This is a genomic window from Paraburkholderia sp. SUR17, assembly GCF_029536165.1.
GTDB lineage: Bacteria > Pseudomonadota > Gammaproteobacteria > Burkholderiales > Burkholderiaceae > Paraburkholderia > Paraburkholderia kururiensis.
Genome location: NZ_CP120509.1, coordinates 2,149,144 through 2,165,294, shown reverse-complemented (window position 1 = coordinate 2,165,294; position 16,151 = coordinate 2,149,144). Strand labels below are relative to the sequence as shown.

The following is a 16,151-nucleotide window of genomic DNA, read 5'->3' as shown; positions in this document are numbered from 1 at the left end:
CGAGACCGTGTGTGGCGTCGTCGTGACGGGCGGCGCCAGACGGCCCGGCTAAAGACAATTGCAGGACAACTACGGGACAACTACGGACGGCTGCGCAGGACTGCGCCATGGCGTGCGTGAGCACTATTGTTCAAGACAGGATATTACCGCCCGTTTACTTTTTTGACATTTCATCAGGCGGGTGCGCGCCCGAGGCGCCATTGCAAAACGCTGCCAGAAGCGAGGAGAGTGGCCATGAATAGGATCGGCACATTGCTGGTGAATTTCGACCAGCGCGAAGTTCATCAGCACGGCCGCTCGCTGCGTGTCGGCGCGCGGGCGCTCGACATTCTGGAAGTGCTCTTTCGTGCCAACGGCGCGATTCTTTCCAAGGACGACATCATGGATGCCGTCTGGCCCGGCCTGATCGTCGAAGAGAACCGGCTTCAGGTGCACATTGCCGCGCTACGCAAGCTGCTGGGCGGCGACCGCGATCTCATCAAGACCGTGCCGGGCCGCGGCTATCTGCTCGTGGCTCACGCCGCGCGCACGGCCGATCCAGGCACCGATGCCGCCTCCCACGCCGATGCCGACCTCGACACCCGGGCCGCAGGCTCGCGGCAATCGACTACAACGCCGCGAGGCCGCATGCTGCCCGTGGGCGTTTCGCGTCTGATCGGACGGCAGGCCGAAGTCGAGCAGATCGTCGATCAAACCACCCGCACGGCCGTTACCACCCTGGTGGGCGCGGGCGGCATCGGCAAGACCTGCCTTGCCGTGCATGTCGCGCGGGAAATGCGCGATCGCGGCAACCTCAGCGTGTACTTCGTCGAGCTGGCCCAGGCGTCGTCGCCCGATGCCGTGCTCGCCACGCTCGCAGCCGCCCTGGGCCTGGCCGATGCTGCCGCGCCGCTCAGTGCACAGAGCGTGGCCGACGCGTTAGCCGACACCTTGGCGGACACCGGCTGCCTGCTCGTGCTCGACAACGCGGAGCACGTGATCGACGCGGTGGCGAGCCTTGTCGAAGTGCTGGTGCTGCGCAACCCGGCGTTGCGCGTACTCGTGACGAGCCGCGAGCCGCTGCGCATCTGGACCGAGTGCGTGTTTCGCGTGGAGCCGCTCGCCGTGCCGGCCAACGGAGCATCCGCCGATGCGATCCTCGCCCATTCCGCCGTCGAGCTGTTCCTGCATCGCGCACGCGCCATCGTGCCCGGCTGTGCGGCGGACGAAGCGAGCCTTGCGATCGTGGCCGACATCTGCCGGCGTCTCGAAGGTTTGCCGCTTGCCGTGGAGCTGGCCGCGGCGCGGGTCGCCACGCTCGGCGTGGAAGGCGTGGCCTCGCGGCTCGACGACCGCCTGAATCTGCTCACGGGCGGCCTGCGTTCAGCCTTGCCGCGCCACCAGGCCTTGCGCGCCACGTTCGACTGGAGCTACGCGCTGCTCGACGCCACCTCGAAGGCGCTCTTCAGGCGGCTCGCGTTCTTCACGGGCACGTTCAACTTCGACGCCGTGTGCGCAGTGGCGACCGAGCCCGGCATGCCGGTCGCGTCCGTCATCACGAGCCTCGGCGAGCTGGCCACGAAGTCGCTCGTCAACGTGGAGTGCCGCGGCGCCATTGCCCAATACCGGCTCACCGAATCGACGCGCGCCTACGCCATGGAAAAGCTGCGCGACGAGGGCGAGGTGCAATTGATCGGCACGCGCCACATGTTGCACGTGCAAAAGCGCATGGAAGAAAGCGCGCTGCCCGCGGGCGGGCACCCGGCCGGCGGCGCCGCGCAGGAGCGCCCGCAGCCATCGCTCGACGAGGCCCGCACGGCCTGCGACTGGGCGCTCGCCGGCGACGGCGACCGCGCGCTCGGCGTGGCGCTGGCCGGCGCGCTGGTCTGCACGCTGTTCGAAGCGGGCCTCGTGCACGAATGCCGCGACCGCGCACAACGCGCGCTCGCGATACTGGACACGTTGCCCGCGGGCGCCGTGGACACCGTCTGCGAAATGCGCCTGTGCACCGCGTATGCCTCCACGCTGCTCTACACCGACGTGCCCGTGCAGAACGCCCTGTCGCTCTGGAACCGGGTGCTCTGGCTTGCGCGCGACGCCGGCGACGACACGTTTCAGGCGCGCGCGCTCTGGGGCCTGTGGAACACCATGCTCACCACGAGCGACATTCACGCATCGATGCGCTTCGCGACGCGCTTCCAGCATCTCTCGGAGCGCAGCGGCTCGCCGTTCCAGCAGGCGCTCGCCGCGCTGATGGTGGCCGTGTCGCTGCACCTCTTCGGCGAGCACGAACAGGCGCGCCAGCGCATCGAACGCGTCATGGATTCCATCGACGAGTCGCGGCCTTCGGAGTGCTCGCTTTCGGTCGATCCGCTCATCATCGGCAACGCCACGCTCGCGCGCATTGCCTGGATTCAGGGCGACGCCGAACGTGCCATGCAGTACATCGAGAAGGCCATGAATCGCGTGAGGGCCGACATGCTCGAACCGTCGCTCAGCCATCTGCTTGCGGTGGGCGTCGTGCCGCTCGCGCTGCAATGCGGCGAGCTGGAGACCGCGTCGCGCTACCTCACCATCCTGCGTTCGCAGGTTGCGATCCATCGCTTCGAAAGCTGGCAGGACTACGCGGAATGCCTCGCCGGGCAGATCGATATCGAATGCTGGCGTACCGAGGCGGGGCTTGCGCGCATGGGGCCCGCGCTGGCGCGGCTGCTCGCGCGCGGCTTTCGGCGGCTCGTCACGCCCCTGATCGTGGTATGGACCGAGGGGCTCGCGCGGGCGGGGCGCATCGACGAAGCGCGCGCAAGGCTCGACGAAACGCTCGCGCATGGCGAGGCGAACGGCGAGCACATCTTCTTGCCGGAGCTGCTGCGCGTGCGCGGCGTCGTGGAACTGGAGCGCGCACGCCGGGTGGCCGAACGCGCACCCGACGCCGCAGAAATGCACGAGGCCGCGGGCCGCCGGCTGCTTTCCGATGCGATGAAGCTTGCCCATGAGCACGACGCGCCCATGTGGGAACTGCGCGCGGCGCTCGACTTCGCGGGGCATCTGGCGGAGAAAGGGCAGGTGCGGCAGGCGGCGGCGCTCACGGCGGACCTCTCGCCGCGTTTCGACCTGCACTCGGATGCGCCGGACATTCGCCGTCTCGTCACGCTGGGCGACACGCTGGCGAAGAAGATGGGCACTTCGCGTGCCGCCGAGGCCGGTTATGGCAGCGAGACCGCTTCGTCGCAGAAGGCGACGGCGTCGCCGGCACAGCAGGCCTGGCAAACGCCCGCGCTTGCCGTCCATCCGGCGGCGCGGTCGTTGCAGTGAGCCTGTGCATGAGGCGGTGAAGCCGCGGCGGCGACGGGCGCCTTTACGCTTGCGTTTGTTCCATTCGGCGCCGCAGCGCGTCGCCGGCCAGCGGCATCTCGCGAATGCGCAGACCCGTCGCGTCGAAAAGCGCATTCGCGAGTGCGCCCGCTGTCGGTCCCATCGCGGCTTCGGCGGCGCCCAGAAACGGCGTGCCGGGCCGGTCGATCAGATGCACGGCGACGCGCTTAGGCACCGACGAAAAACGCAGGATCGGATAGCTGCTCCAGTCGAAGCTGCGAATGCGTTCGGTGTCGTAGCGCAGTGCTTCGTGCAGCGTCCAGCTTGCGGACTGGATCACGCCGCCCTCAATCTGGTTGCGGATGCCGTCCGGATTCACGATCTGCCCCGAGTCCACGGCCACCTCGGCGCGCTCCAGCGTAACCTCGCCCGTCTCGGGTTCCACCGATATTTCCACGGCCATCGCCACGTAGGCCATCAGGTTCTTGTACTTCGCGAAGCCGAAGCCCACGCCGTGATGACGGGCGCGCGGCGAAGACATCGCACGTTGCCAGCCGAAGCGTTCCGCCGCGAGCCGGATCACCTCCTTCGCGCGCGGGTCGTCCAGGTGGCGCAGGCGGAATTCCACAGGGTCGATCTTCGCGGCGTGCGCGAGTTCGTCCATGAAGCTTTCGATGGTGAACACGTTCGTATGCGCGCCCAGCGAGCGCATGGCCGAGGTCTGCAACGGCATGGTGGGCGAGAAGTTGTTCATCACGTACAGGTTCGGCAGCGCGTAGAGCGGAATCGCGTTGCGGTCGCCGCCGCCCTCCGGTTGCAGCATCGGCACGGAAGGCGCCGAAACGAAGGGCTTTTCGAGCATGCGCGCAGGCAGCAAGCGCCCCGCGTTGACGATGCGCTCGTTGTGCGAACTGCTCCAGAGCGCGTAGCGCCAGTCCACGATCTGCCCGTTCGCATCCAGCGACGCGCTCACTTCCGTCACCATCGCGGGCGTGAAGTGGTCCCAGACGTGCTCCTGCTCGCGCATCCATTGCACGCGGATAGGCTCGCCCGGCAGCGCCGCAGCGATCAGCGCGGCGTGTGCGGCCACGTCGTCGGCGCCGTTGTGGCCGTAGCAGCCGGAGCCTTCGGTGTGGATGCAGCGCACGTTCTCCTTCGGCAGGCTCAGCATGTCGGCGAGCGCATCGCGCAGCGGATAGACGCCTTGCGAGTGCGTCCACACCGTGAGCTTGCCCGCGTCGAACAACGCCACGGAACACGAAGGACCAATCGATCCATGCAGCAGGTAGCGCTTTTCGTAGCGCGCGTTGAGCGTCTTCACGGCAGGCGACGTGGGTGCGTGCTGGTCCGCGATCTTGATTTGCTGGGTAGCAAGCGTCTTGAGATCGCGATGCACGGTGGCCGGGTCGGGCAAGGCGCGGCCAGGCGACCACTTGCTGCCTGCCATGAGCGCGCGCTGCGCCACCACAGCCTGCCACTCGCCCTTCGCGACCACGGCGAGCATGCTGCCGTTGCGCACCACCTTCACGACGCCGGGCAGCTTCATGACGTCGTGCTCGTTGGTGTCGAGCAGTTTCGCGTCGTACGACGGCGGCATCACGACGCGTGCGTGCAGCATGCCGGGCAGCTGCATGTCCTGCACGTAGCTCACGCCGCCCGTGACCTTCGACGGAATGTCGAGCCGCGGCAGCGACGTGCCGATCACGTTGAACGTCTTCGGGTCTTTGAGCGGCGAGGTGGGCGTCGCATTGCGATGCAGATCCACGAAACTCACCGCTTCGCCGTACGTCATGGTGCGGCCGTCCGGCGCGTGGATCACGGCGTCGCGCGTCACGAGTTCGCTGCTCGCCACGCCGAAGCGTTTCGCGACGGCTTCCACGAGCAGGCCGCGCACCTGCGCCGAGGCGTTCAGCAGCGCGCTGCCGCTATCCGCCATGGTGTGGCTGCCCGCGGTGAGCCCTTCGTCGGGCGAGGCGCCCGTGTCCGCCGTGAGAAACGTGATGAGCGAGGGTGCCATGTCCAGTTCTTCGGCGGCCACCTGAAGCAACGCGGTGCGCACGCCGGTGCCCAGTTCCACCTTGCCCGTGAATACCGTGACCTTGCCTTCGGGCGTGATCTTGATCCACGCGTCGAGCAGCGGGTTGGTCTTCAGGCTGCCCGCCAGCATCTGCGTTTCCTTCGCCACGTGCACGGCCGCGCCTTCGTCGGCGATCACCTGCTGGGCGAGCGCCTCGGCGCCCGGCACGAGGCTGAACGTCACGACGAGCGCGCCCGACACCATGAAGCGGCGGCGGCCTTCATCGATGGATTCGTCTTGAGGGTTCATCGGTCGGCCCTTGCTCTCAGGTGGGGATATGCGCAGCGGCGGCTTCTGCCTTCGGCTCCGGCAGCCCGGCCACCTCGCGAATGGCGGCGAGGATGCGCATGTGCGTGCCGCAGCGGCAGAGGTTCGGCTCCATGTGCTCGCGCAGTTGTTGTTCGGTGGGATGCGGGTTGCGCTCCAGCAGCGCCTGGGCGCGCACGATCATGCCCGCGATGCAGTAGCCGCACTGCGCGGCCTGGTGCTCGATAAACGCCTTTTGCAGCGGCCCCGGATGCGTTGCCGTGCCCAGGCTTTCGATGGTGCGCACGGGGCGTGTGCCCACGGCGCTCACGGGCAGCAGGCACGAGAACGTCGCTTCGCCATCCACGATCACGGTGCACGCGCCGCATTGCCCGAGGCCGCAGCCGAACTTCGCGCCGTGCAGGTGCAGATCGTTGCGCAATACGTAGAGCAGCGGCGTGGAAGGATCGATGTCGAGCGCGTGCTGCACGCCGTTCACGGTGAGGGAGATCATCGTGGGGGGGTCTCCGTTTTGAGCGTCTTCCTGAGGCCGGCGACGAGCGGTGCGGCGTCGGGCCATGCTGGCTTCGCCGAATACGCGCCGCGGAGGTAGGCGGCGAGGTCCGCGATCTGGCGGTCGTCGTAGAGGCCGCTGAATGCGGGCATGTAGTTGATGGCGTCTTCGCCGTGCCACGCGATGCCGTTGAGCATCATCTGGATCGCGTTGCGCGGGGTCGCGGCGTTCACCGCGGTGCTGAACGCAAGGGTGGGGCGCTCGCCGATGGTCTGCATGGGCGACGCCGGACCGTGGCATTGCGCGCAGGACGCGTTGAAGAGCACGGCGCCGCGTTGTTCGGCGGGCGTGGTGGGATGCGACGAGGCTGGCGTGATCGCGGCGGTTGTGTCCGCCGTTGCGTTCGCTGTTGCCTCGGTAGAGGCGGTAGAGGCGGGCGTCTTCTGGATCGAAAGGAGGTAAGTCGCAATGGCCTGCACGTCTTCGGTCGGCACGCGTGCAAGGTCGCGCGTCACGGGCAGCATGGGGCCTGCCGCGGCGCCGTGTTCCGAGGCCCGCCCCGTGCGCAGGTATTCGATCAGTTGCGCCTCGCTCCAGGGCCGCACCGCTTCGGAAAGCGCATTGAGCGGCGGGGCTTCCCAGCCGTCCACGATGCCGCCGTCGAACGCGCGGTCCGCCTTTTCGCCGCCAATCGCGTTGAGCGGCGAATGACACGAGGCGCAGTGGCCCAAGCCGTCCACGAGCAGCTTGCCGCGATTCCAGACGGCGTCGTGCGAAGCATCGGGTTCGCGTGGACCAGGCCTTAAAAACAGCACGTTCCAGAACGCGACGAGCGGCCGGAAGTTGAGCGGGAAGACCAGCTGGTTCGCGGGCGTGGTCGCACGAACCGGCTCGCGGCTCATGAGATACGCGTAGGCCGCCGAGATGTCGTGCTCCGGCATGCGCGTGAAATGGACGTAGGGAAAGGCGGGATAAAGCTGATGACCGTCGCGCGCAATGCCGTGCCGCAAGGCGCGCGCGAATGCGGCTTCAGACCAGTGGCCGATGCCCGTGTCCGCGTCGGGCGTGATGTTGGTGGCGTAGATCGTGCCGAACGGCGTGGCGAGCGGCAGGCCGCCCGCAAAGGGCCGGCCGCCTTGTGACGTGTGGCACACCACGCAGTCGCCCAGCGCCACCACGCGCGCGCCTTCGCGCACGAGCTGCGGGTCGAAGCCGGCGGGCGAGGGCACCGGCACGGGGTTGATGGCGGGCTCGTACAGGATGCCGGCCGCCACAGCGAACGCCGCGATGGCGAGACCGGCTGCGGCGATCCATAGTCGTCTGCGATTCATGTCGCTCCTGGCCTGCTTGCGGGTTCAACGATGGCGCCTAGTCTGTGTCAGACCCGCCCTGTTTGTCCTGACGAGGCCTGAAACTGGGGCTTAATCGTTCTGAAGCGCGTACTGGTCACACGCATGCTCACGCCGACGGCGTGGCCTGGCGCGCCTGGCTCGGCTGATTGCGCACATGCGGTCGCCCCACCGCGAGGAAATGCAGCAGCGCGAGAACCGGGAACGTCATGGCCACGCCCGCCACGAGCGGCCAGCCGCCATGTTCGTAGAGCACACTGGCGAGCGCCGAGCCGATCGCGCCGCCCACGAAGATGCTCGTCATGTAAAGCGCGTTCAACCGGTTGCGGCTTGCCGCGTGCAGCGCATAGATTTCGCGCTGGCCGAGCACCATGTTCATCTGCGCGGCGAAGTCGAGCGCGATGCCGGTCACGACAAGGCCGAGCACACCCCAGGCCGGATGAATCAGCGCCGGCGCAAAGGCCAGCGCCCCTGCCACGAGGGCGACGAGCGTGGCGCGCAGCGAGTGGCCCGCATCGGCGAGCCGGCCCGCTACCGGCGCAGACGTCGCGCCGATCGCCCCCACCAGCGCAAACACGCCGATGGCAGTTTGCGAAAGCCCGTAGTGGCGCGTGAGTTCGATGGGCACCGCGGTCCAGAACAGGCTGAACGACGCGAACATGAGCGCCTGGTACAGCGCGCGATGGCGCAGCACCGGCATCGTGCGCACGAGGTGCAGCAGCGAGCCGATCAGCTCGAAGTACGTAGCGCGATGATCGGGCTTGCGCGGCGCGATGGTGAGCGCGAGCACGGTGGTGACGATGGTCATCACGACCGCGGCGCCCGCGAACACCACACGCCAGCCGAAGTGCCCGGCCACGATGCTGGAAAGCGGCCGCGACAGCAGAATGCCGAGCAGCAGCCCGCCCATGATGGTGCCCACCACGCGCCCGCGCGAGTGGTCCGGTGCGAGGTGCGCGGCGAGCGGAATCAGGATCTGCACGGCCACCGAGCTGAAGCCGATCAGCAGCGAGACCGCGAGGAACGCGCCCGCCGAATGCACCATCGACGCCACCGCGAGGCTCGCAATGGAGACCACGGCGGTCGCGATCATGAGCTTGCGGTTTTCGAGCAGGTCGCCGAGCGGCACGATGAAGAAAAGACCGAGCGCATAGCCGATCTGCGTGAGCGAGACGATGAGGCTCGCCGTGCCGTCCGACATGTGCAGCGACGGCCCGATCAGTTCGGTGATGGGCTGCGCGTAGTAGAGGTTCGCGACGATGGCGCCGCAACTGAAGGCGAACAGCGCGATGAGCCCCTGGGTGAGTCCGGCGGCCTGGCCGGGGTGGGTCAGAGCAGGTGACGGCGTGGACATGACGACTCCTTGAACGATGAGCACCAGCGATAGGTACCGACCGCGCCAAGCATAGGCGGCCGGTCCCTCGCGCGGAATACGTACGGTGCGCAACCCGGCATTGCGCACAGCGCAACGGCGGCCTGTGGGCCGCGCCTGCGCTGGCATAATCCGCCGCATGGACAAACTGCTCGCCCTCACTACGCTGCTCGAAGTGGCCGATGCCGGCGGCTTCGCCAAGGCCGCGCAGCGGCTTGGCGTGGCCACGTCGTCGGTGACGCGGCTCATGGATGCGCTCGAAGCGTCGCTCGGTACTGCGCTGCTCACGCGTACGCCGCGCCGCGTGAGCCTCACGGACGCCGGGGTGGCCTACGTGGCGCAAGTCTCGAAGCTGCTCGACGAACTCGCCGAGGCCGACGAGAGCGTGCTGGACAGCGGCGCCGAACCCGTGGGCGCGCTGCGCGTCACCGTGCCCTCCACGTACAACCGCATGGTGCTCGCGCCGCATCTGGCCGCGTTTCTCGACGCCTACCCGCGCGTGGCGCTCGACGTGCTGGTGTCCGACCGCTTCGTGGACCTCGCGCTGGAACGTATCGACGTGGCGGTGCGCATCGGCTTGCCGTCGAACGATCCTGGCTTGATCGCGAGAACGCTCGCAGCGAACCCGCGCTTCGTGGTGGCGAGCGCGGCTTACGTGGAGCGCGCGGGCGCGCCGCAAACGCCCGCGGAACTTGCCGGGCGCGAGTGCGTGCGCATTGCCTACGGCGGCAGTTATCGCGCGCGCCAGGTGTGGACCTTCACGCGCGACGACGGCGAGGAACGTGTGCCGGTGCGCGGGCGGCTGGTGTCGAACAGCCTCGACATGCTGCTCGAAGCCGTGCACGCGGGGCAGGGTTTCGCGCTATTGCCCGACTGGCTCGTGAACGACGATCTCGCGGCCGGCCGCCTGCTGCGTTTCTTTCACGACTACCGCGTCACACCGCAAAGCGGCGAGGTGGTGGCTTACGCCGCGTATCTGCCGAACCGGCGCAATTCGTCGAAGGTGCGCGCGTTGCTGCAGTTTCTCGAAGCGCGGCTCGCACTGCGCGAAGGCGCGTAGCAGCGTTCTGCCGGATCGGCCCTGTTGGCGGCACAGATCGTGCGCACGTGCGGGACACCTGCGGGGGGAACGCGCGTGGCGATCTTCCGTCGTCCCGGCTCCGCGCAGCCAAGGCCATCACATCGAACGGATGCCGCGCATCCGTGGGCTCAAGAGAGGCGAAGCAAGCTGCGTGCTCCGATTGCATGCACGGCATGGGACACGACATGCCACGCGCGGCCTTATCTCCCCTCAGCGCCCCTCAGCGCCCCTCGGCGCCGATCGCGTCCATCTCGGCCAGCACGTCGCTGCTCAATTCGAACGCCGCAGCCTTCAGGTTTTCGCGCAGATGCCCCACGGACGACGTGCCGGGAATCAGCAGGATGTTGGGTGCGCGGTGCAGCAGCCAGGCGAGCGCGACCTGCATGGGCGTGGCGTCCAGCGCCTGGGCGATCTCCGCGAGTTTCGTCGACTGGATCGGCGAAAAGCCGCCCAGCGGAAAGAACGGCACGTAGGCGATGCCTTGTGCGGCGAGGTGGTCGATGAGCGCGTCGTCGTCGCGGTGGACCACGTTGTAGTGGTTCTGCACGCACACCACCGGCGCGATGTGCTGCGCTTCGGCCACCTGCGCTGCGGTCGCATTGCTAAGGCCAATGTGGCGCACGAGCCCTTTCTGCTGAAGCTCCGCGAGCGCAGTCACCTGCTTTTCGATCGATCCTTCCGAAGGGCGATGGACATCGCCCATGACCCGCAGGTTCACGACGTCCATCACGTCGAGGCCCAGATTGCGCAGGTTGTCGTGCACGCCCTGGGCGAGCTGCGCGGGTTCCTGCGCGGGCAGCCAGGCGCCCTCGGCGTTGCGCACGGCGCCTACCTTAGTCACGATCACGAGGTTGTCCGGGTACGGGTGCAGCGCTTCGCGAATGATCTGGTTCGTGACGTGCGGGCCGTAGAAGTCGCTCGTATCGATGTGATTCACGCCCGCTTCCACGGCTTCGCGCAGCACGGCGATGCAGGCGGCGCGGTCTTTCGGCGGTCCGAACACGCCGGGGCCGGCCAGCTGCATAGCGCCGTAACCCATGCGGTTCACGGTGCGATCGCCAAGCTGGAAGGTGCGAGTGGAATGGAAGGTAGCCATGTCGTTCTCCTTGGGTGGGGTGGTGGGACAGGAGGCGAGGGCCAGTATGAGCGCAACTGCGTTGTTCGATAATCCAGGCTAGTGTGTACGGGTTGTTCGAAAATCTGCACAGTCAATGCCTTCTCAGGACACCTCCGGCATGGAAATGAACGATCTGGCCGCCTTCGTCGCCGTCGCGCGCGCGGGCGGCTTTCGCGACGCGGCGCGCGCGAGCGGCGTGTCGGCGTCCAGTCTCAGCGCGGCGGTGCGGCGCCTCGAGACGAAGCTGGGTCTGCGCCTGCTCAACCGCACCACGCGCAGCGTGGCGCCCACCGAGGCGGGCCAGCGCCTCATCGAAAAGCTCACACCGCTTTTCGCGGAGATGGAAGCCGCGCTCGACGTGCTGAACGGCTTTCGCGACAAGCCCGCCGGCACGCTGAAGCTCAACGTGCCGTCCAGTGCCGCGCACATCGTGTTGCCCGGCGTGATTCCGCCGTTCTTGCAGGCGTATCCCGGCATCCGCGTGGAAGTGGTGGTGGAGGATGGCTTCGTCGACGTGCTCGAGGTGGGCTGCGACGCCGGCATCCGCTACGACGAGCGGCTCGAACAGGACATGATCGCGGTGCCCATCGGCCCGCGCGTGGAGCGTTTCGCGACCGCTGCGGCGCCGGCTTACCTCGATCTGCACGGACGCCCCGAGCATCCGCGCGACCTGCTCGGCCACGTATGCCTGCGCGGCCAGTTCGCGGGCGGCGCGATGGCCATGTGGACCTTCGAGCGCGACGGGGAAGTGGTGCGGCTCGACCCGCCCGGCACGCTGGTGGTGCGGCCCGCGGCGGCGATGGACCTCGTGGTGAGCACGGCGCTCGCGGGCGTCGGCGTGGTGCACCTGTTCGAGGACATGCTGCGGCCCCACCTGGAAAGCGGCGCGCTGGAGCCCATTCTGGAGCCGTGGTGGCAGCGGTTTTCGGGGCCGTTCCTGTACTACCCGGGCCATCGCCACGTGCCCGCGCCGCTGCGGGCGTTCATCGACTTTCTGAAGCGGGGCGAGGCTGCGGCGGCTGCGGCTGCGGCTGCGGAGGCGACGGCAGGGCCGGCTACGTTGACCGCTGCTGCGCAAACTGCGCCGCATACTCCACCGCCGACCACCTGAACGGCACCACTGCCGCGCTGCGCCTCACCTCTTCGATGTGGAACCGCACCAGCCGCTCGGCGCCGGCGAACGCATCGAGGTCCGGGCCGCTCCAGATCACCTCGGCCTGCACGGCGAGATAGAGCAGATCGCCGTGTTCGAAGTCGATGAAAAGAAGCCCCGCGCGCGGTTGGCTGACCAGATTGCCGAGCGTGTTGAAGAAGCGGTTGCCCTTGAAGTCGGGCGCGGTCAGCGTGCGGGCGTCGTCCACGCGCACGAAGCCCGGCAGGCCGCCGCGATGCGAGACGTCCACGCCGCGCGCCGGTCCGGCGTCGTCGGCCAGGTTGGCGCTGGCAATGAAAAACGTATCGGCGGTCGCGATCAGCGCGCGGTCGGCGTCGTCGAGCGCGGTGGCGACGCGCTGCGGTGCCGCGGCACGCGCGGATGCATCGCGTTGCAGCGGCTGCGGTTCGCGGCGCTGGATGTATTTGGGGCAGTTGCCGAAGCTCTGGCTCACATGCAGCGTGAAGGCGCCGTTGCCGGCAGCGGTGACGATGCCGTTCACGCGATTGCGCCGCCGCGTCGTGAACTGGATGCCGAGGCCGCCCAGCGCCGCGCCCACGTTCCATGCATCGGCCAGCGGATCGCCGGGCAACGCGTGACCCGCAATGCGCAGCGTTTCGGGGTCCGGCGAGAAGACGAAGCCAGGCTCGCCCACGCGCAGCGTCGCCCACGGCTGGCCGTTGGCATCGAGTCCGCCCAGCACCATGAAAGGCAACTCTGCATAGAACGCGCGATGCTGCTCCGGCAGATAGGTGCGGATGCCGCGCGTTCCGCCGCTATTGCCGCTATTACCGCCGCTGCCTGCGCCCGCACGCACCTGGGCTTCGAGTTCGCCGGCGTGAAACGGCCAGTCGGCACGCGGCCCGTCAAGCGAAAGAGGCGGCGGTAACGTCGAAAGGTCGGACATGATGGGCTTCTCCTGAGACACGATGGCACGCTGAAGCTGCACGGACGGCGCGGCACCGGGCGTGTGCCGCTCGCTTCGGCCACTCATTTGGCGACGCATTCGGCTACTTACCCGGGCACTCACCCGGCAACGCATTCACCCGTTCGTTCAGCGACTCGCCGGGCCACTCATTCGGCCAGCAGCCCGGCCTTCGTCTGCGGCATCGGGACGAAGCGCGGCAACGCTTCGATGCGGCGCAGCCACGCGCGCAGGTTCGGATACGGATCGAGCGAAATACCGCCTTCCGGCGCGTGGGCGATGTACGCGTAGGCGGCGACATCGGCGATGGTCGGCGTGTCGCCCGCTGCAAAGCGCTTGTTCGCGAACTCGCCTTCGATCACGTCGAAGAGCTTCACCGCGACACGTTGAGTGAATGCGTGGTCGAGCGGCGCGCCGAACACGGTGACGAGCCGCGCCGCGCACGGACCGTAGGCGATGGGCCCCGCGGCCAGCGAGAGCCAGCGCTGCACGGCCGCGGCGCCTTGCGGGTCGTCGGGCAGCCACGACGGGTCGCCGTAACGCTTCGCGAGGTAGACGAGAATCGCGTTCGAATCGAACAGCACGGTTTCGCCGTCTTCGATCACGGGCACCTGCCCGAACGGATTGAGCGCGAGAAACTCGGGGCGGCGGTTGTCGCCGGCCTTCATGTTCACCTCGACCACTTCGAACGGCAGATCGAGCATCGTGAGAAACAGCTGCACACGGTGGCCGTGGCCCGACAGGCGCGTCGTGTAAAGGCGAATGGGGTGGCTCGGACGCGAGGTAGCGGGCGTGGGCGACATGCGAGGTCTCCGTCTGGTGTCGGGTTGAGAGGGCACCTGAAAGGGCGTGGACTGAAGCGTAGGGCGTGCGCCGCGTCCGGTGAAGACGGATAATCGCGGAAACATAATCCTTTCCGAGTGGACAATCAGCGATGGCCGATGTACGCGACGTGAATCTGAACCGGCTGGCGATCTTCGCCGCCGTGGTGGAGGCCGGGTCCCTGACGGCCGCGGCCGGGCGGCTGGGTCTCGCGAAGACGATGGTCAGCACGCACATGCAGCGGCTCGAGGCCGAGGTGGGTGCGAGCCTGCTGGTGCGCACCACGCGGCGCCTGAACGTAACCGACGCCGGCCGCGCGTTCTACGAAGCGAGCGTGGCGATTCTGCGCACGGCCAACGAGGCGCTCGCGGCCGTATCGGGTGGCACGGGGCCGTTGCGCGGCACGCTGCGCGTGAGCGCGCCGGTGGACTACGGGTCGGTCGTGGTGGTGCCCGCGCTCGCGGCGTTGCGCGCGGCGAATCCCGAACTCGATGTCGAACTGCTCTGCAACGACCGCGTCATCGACCTTGTGACGGAAAACGTGGATGTCGCGGTGCGGCTGGGCCGCCTCGCCGATTCGAATTACCGCGCGGCGAAGGTGGACGGCTACGAGCGCTGGCTCGTGGCGAGCCCCGAATGGATTGCGGCATGGGGCGAGCCGCGCACGCCCGAGGCGCTCGCGGACCGGCCCTACGTGGCGCGGCCCGTGCCGGGCCGTCCGCAGGCGCTGGAACTCGTGAACGCGCGCGGCGACAAGCGCAGCGTGCGCTGCAAGCGCGCGTTCACCACCGACACCGCGCCCGCCGCCCGCGCCGCCGCGCTCGCGGGTGTGGGCTTCGGCTACCTCACAGACTTTTCGATTGCCGCCGACGTCGAAGCGGGCCGCCTCGTGCGTCTCTTGCCCGCGTGGCGCTCGCCGGCGGCAGGCGTGCACGTCGTTTATCCTTCCACGAGCCATCCGTCGCCCAAGGTGCGGGCCTTGATCGATGCGCTCAAGACCCGCCCAAGGCATCCGTTCTGACTTCACCCGTTCACGCGATTCACCGTCCACTTCCGCACAGACCGACATGAGCCACTTCAAACCCGTCGCACTCGAACATGCCAGCCGCCTCATCAACCACGGTCCCACGGTGCTCGTTACGAGCGCCGACGGCAGCCGCCGCAACGTGATGGCCGCGGCCTGGTCGATGCCCGTGGAGTTCACGCCGCCGCGCATCGCCGTGGTGATCGACAAGCACACCTTCACACGCGAACTCGCCATGGCGAGCGGCACCTTCGGCATCTGCGTGCCGGGTGCCGCCTTCATCGACCACACGTATGCGGTGGGTTCGTCGAGCGGGCGCGAGGGGGACAAGTTCGCGAAGTACGGCATCGAAACCGTGCGAGGCCCGGTGCTGGGGTTGCCGTTGATCGAAGCGGGATGCGCGGCCTGGATGGAGTGCCGCCTGATTCGCGAGCCGCATACCGAAGACGCCTACGACACCTGCTTCGGCGAAGTGGTCGCCGCCGCCGCGGACAGCCGCGTGTTTGCGAACGGCCATTGGAGCTTCGACGGATCGAACGCCGGGCTGCACACCATCCACCACCTGGGCGCGGGCATCTTCGTGCCGGTATCGAATCAGGTGAGAGCAAAGCCGTTGTGAGGCATGGGCGGCGGGGTCTCGGCCTCGCGCATTGACGGTTGTGTGTGGCCGTAGCGGCGTGCGCTGACGCCCGGCTTACCGCTCCATCAAGTCACGCGTCGGCGCCCTGTGGCCATGCGTCTGCGGTGTGGCTGTCCTGCCGCTCAGCAGCGAATCCACCACGCGCCGCAGTAGCGCCGCCGACACCGGTTTGCTGAGCAGCACGTCCCACGGCCAGTCGCCCTGCGCGGGCAGCGGGAAGGTGGCGGTCAGCATGACGACGGGAATGCGCAGCGTGGGCCACTCGGCTTTCAGACGGCGGCACAGCTCCAGCCCGTCGACGCCCGGCATCATCAGGTCCGTGACGATGGCGTCCGGCCGTTGCGCGGCGGCGAGCGCCATTGCGTCGACACCGTCGTGCGCGGTGAGCACGCGGTACCCGTCGATCTCGAACACGAGCCGCAGCGCGCGCAGGAAATTCCGGTCGTCGTCTACAAGCAGCAGCGTAGTCATAAGCCTTTCCATTCCCGGGCGGTGTCACCGTTGCAACCGCGGTGCCGCCGCCGTTAAGTGGCGTAG

13 protein-coding genes are annotated in these 16,151 nt (G+C 68.1%); 5 read left to right on the top strand and 8 right to left on the bottom strand.

All coding sequences use genetic code 11. The annotated features are described in order from the left end of the window. Positions 1–234 precede the first annotated feature (234 nt). Positions 235–3,294: a winged helix-turn-helix domain-containing protein gene (locus P2869_RS26970; protein WP_277598498.1), complete on the top strand. Its 3,060-nt coding sequence runs from the start codon at positions 235–237 to the stop codon at positions 3,292–3,294. Between the two features lie 43 nt (positions 3,295–3,337). On the opposite strand, the gene P2869_RS26965 is transcribed toward P2869_RS26970, so the two are convergent. From P2869_RS26965 to P2869_RS26950, 4 genes are all read right to left on the bottom strand, one after another. Next, the gene (locus tag P2869_RS26965) at positions 3,338–5,620 is read right to left on the bottom strand and encodes a molybdopterin cofactor-binding domain-containing protein (protein WP_277598497.1); all 2,283 of its coding nucleotides are present in this window, start codon (positions 5,618–5,620) and stop codon (positions 3,338–3,340) included. Between the two features lie 16 nt (positions 5,621–5,636). Beyond that, positions 5,637–6,131 (bottom strand): (2Fe-2S)-binding protein, encoded by a 495-nt coding sequence (locus P2869_RS26960; protein ID WP_017775265.1) that lies wholly within the window; start codon positions 6,129–6,131, stop codon positions 5,637–5,639. After that, positions 6,128–7,462, bottom strand: a complete 1,335-nt coding sequence (locus tag P2869_RS26955; protein WP_277598496.1) for a cytochrome c — start codon at positions 7,460–7,462, stop codon at positions 6,128–6,130. The genes P2869_RS26960 and P2869_RS26955 overlap by 4 nt, the downstream gene beginning before the upstream one ends. 127 nt (positions 7,463–7,589) lie before the next feature. Continuing rightward, entirely contained in the window at positions 7,590–8,834 is a 1,245-nt protein-coding gene (locus P2869_RS26950; protein WP_277598495.1) for an MFS transporter, read from the bottom strand. A gap of 157 nt (positions 8,835–8,991) precedes the next feature. Between P2869_RS26950 and P2869_RS26945 the strand changes: the two genes are divergently transcribed. Next, positions 8,992–9,912 carry a LysR family transcriptional regulator gene (locus P2869_RS26945; RefSeq protein WP_277598494.1) on the top strand — a complete coding sequence of 307 codons (921 nt, stop codon included), beginning with the start codon at positions 8,992–8,994 and terminating at the stop codon, positions 9,910–9,912. A gap of 241 nt (positions 9,913–10,153) precedes the next feature. On the opposite strand, the gene P2869_RS26940 is transcribed toward P2869_RS26945, so the two are convergent. Then, positions 10,154–11,029 carry an aldo/keto reductase family oxidoreductase gene (locus P2869_RS26940; RefSeq protein ID WP_277598493.1) on the bottom strand — a complete coding sequence of 292 codons (876 nt, stop codon included), beginning with the start codon at positions 11,027–11,029 and terminating at the stop codon, positions 10,154–10,156. Positions 11,030–11,168: 139 nt separating this feature from the next. Here P2869_RS26940 and P2869_RS26935 point away from each other — a divergent pair, with 139 nt between their 5' ends. Further along, complete coding sequence (locus P2869_RS26935) at positions 11,169–12,161, top strand: LysR family transcriptional regulator (protein WP_277598492.1); 993 nt, start codon at positions 11,169–11,171, stop codon at positions 12,159–12,161. Here the strand turns inward: P2869_RS26935 and P2869_RS26930 are convergent. Together P2869_RS26930 and P2869_RS26925 are read right to left on the bottom strand one after the other, a co-directional pair. Next, complete coding sequence (locus P2869_RS26930; RefSeq protein ID WP_277598491.1) at positions 12,106–13,110, bottom strand: pyridoxamine 5'-phosphate oxidase family protein; 1,005 nt, start codon at positions 13,108–13,110, stop codon at positions 12,106–12,108. The genes P2869_RS26935 and P2869_RS26930 overlap by 56 nt on opposite strands. A gap of 167 nt (positions 13,111–13,277) precedes the next feature. Next, a complete protein-coding gene (locus tag P2869_RS26925) occupies positions 13,278–13,931 on the bottom strand; it encodes a glutathione S-transferase (RefSeq protein WP_277598490.1) in 654 nt (217 codons plus the stop codon). A 131-nt stretch (positions 13,932–14,062) separates the two neighbouring features. On the opposite strand from P2869_RS26925, the gene P2869_RS26920 reads away from it, so the two are divergent. Together P2869_RS26920 and P2869_RS26915 are read left to right on the top strand one after the other, a co-directional pair. Next, complete coding sequence (locus tag P2869_RS26920; protein WP_017775273.1) at positions 14,063–14,971, top strand: LysR family transcriptional regulator; 909 nt, start codon at positions 14,063–14,065, stop codon at positions 14,969–14,971. Positions 14,972–15,017: 46 nt separating this feature from the next. Further along, positions 15,018–15,593: a flavin reductase family protein gene (locus P2869_RS26915; RefSeq protein WP_277598489.1), complete on the top strand. Its 576-nt coding sequence runs from the start codon at positions 15,018–15,020 to the stop codon at positions 15,591–15,593. Between the two features lie 75 nt (positions 15,594–15,668). Here P2869_RS26915 and P2869_RS26910 read toward each other — a convergent pair whose 3' ends face one another. Beyond that, a complete protein-coding gene (locus tag P2869_RS26910; protein ID WP_277598488.1) occupies positions 15,669–16,085 on the bottom strand; it encodes a response regulator in 417 nt (138 codons plus the stop codon). Positions 16,086–16,151 lie beyond the last annotated feature (66 nt).

Bases quoted from the DNA above. Each gene is read 5' to 3' on its own strand.
- P2869_RS26955 (WP_277598496.1), bottom strand. From the start codon at position 7,462: ATGAATCGCAGACGACTATGGATCGCCGCAGCCGGTCTCGCCATCGCG.
- P2869_RS26965 (WP_277598497.1), bottom strand. From the start codon at position 5,620: ATGAACCCTCAAGACGAATCCATCGATGAAGGCCGCCGCCGCTTCATG.
- P2869_RS26930 (WP_277598491.1), bottom strand. From the start codon at position 13,110: ATGTCCGACCTTTCGACGTTACCGCCGCCTCTTTCGCTTGACGGGCCG.
- P2869_RS26950 (WP_277598495.1), bottom strand. From the start codon at position 8,834: ATGTCCACGCCGTCACCTGCTCTGACCCACCCCGGCCAGGCCGCCGGA.
- P2869_RS26915 (WP_277598489.1), top strand. From the start codon at position 15,018: ATGAGCCACTTCAAACCCGTCGCACTCGAACATGCCAGCCGCCTCATC.
- P2869_RS26945 (WP_277598494.1), top strand. From the start codon at position 8,992: ATGGACAAACTGCTCGCCCTCACTACGCTGCTCGAAGTGGCCGATGCC.
- P2869_RS26925 (WP_277598490.1), bottom strand. From the start codon at position 13,931: ATGTCGCCCACGCCCGCTACCTCGCGTCCGAGCCACCCCATTCGCCTT.
- P2869_RS26910 (WP_277598488.1), bottom strand. From the start codon at position 16,085: ATGACTACGCTGCTGCTTGTAGACGACGACCGGAATTTCCTGCGCGCG.
- P2869_RS26935 (WP_277598492.1), top strand. From the start codon at position 11,169: ATGGAAATGAACGATCTGGCCGCCTTCGTCGCCGTCGCGCGCGCGGGC.
- P2869_RS26960 (WP_017775265.1), bottom strand. From the start codon at position 6,131: ATGATCTCCCTCACCGTGAACGGCGTGCAGCACGCGCTCGACATCGAT.
- P2869_RS26940 (WP_277598493.1), bottom strand. From the start codon at position 11,029: ATGGCTACCTTCCATTCCACTCGCACCTTCCAGCTTGGCGATCGCACC.
- P2869_RS26920 (WP_017775273.1), top strand. From the start codon at position 14,063: ATGGCCGATGTACGCGACGTGAATCTGAACCGGCTGGCGATCTTCGCC.
- P2869_RS26970 (WP_277598498.1), top strand. From the start codon at position 235: ATGAATAGGATCGGCACATTGCTGGTGAATTTCGACCAGCGCGAAGTT.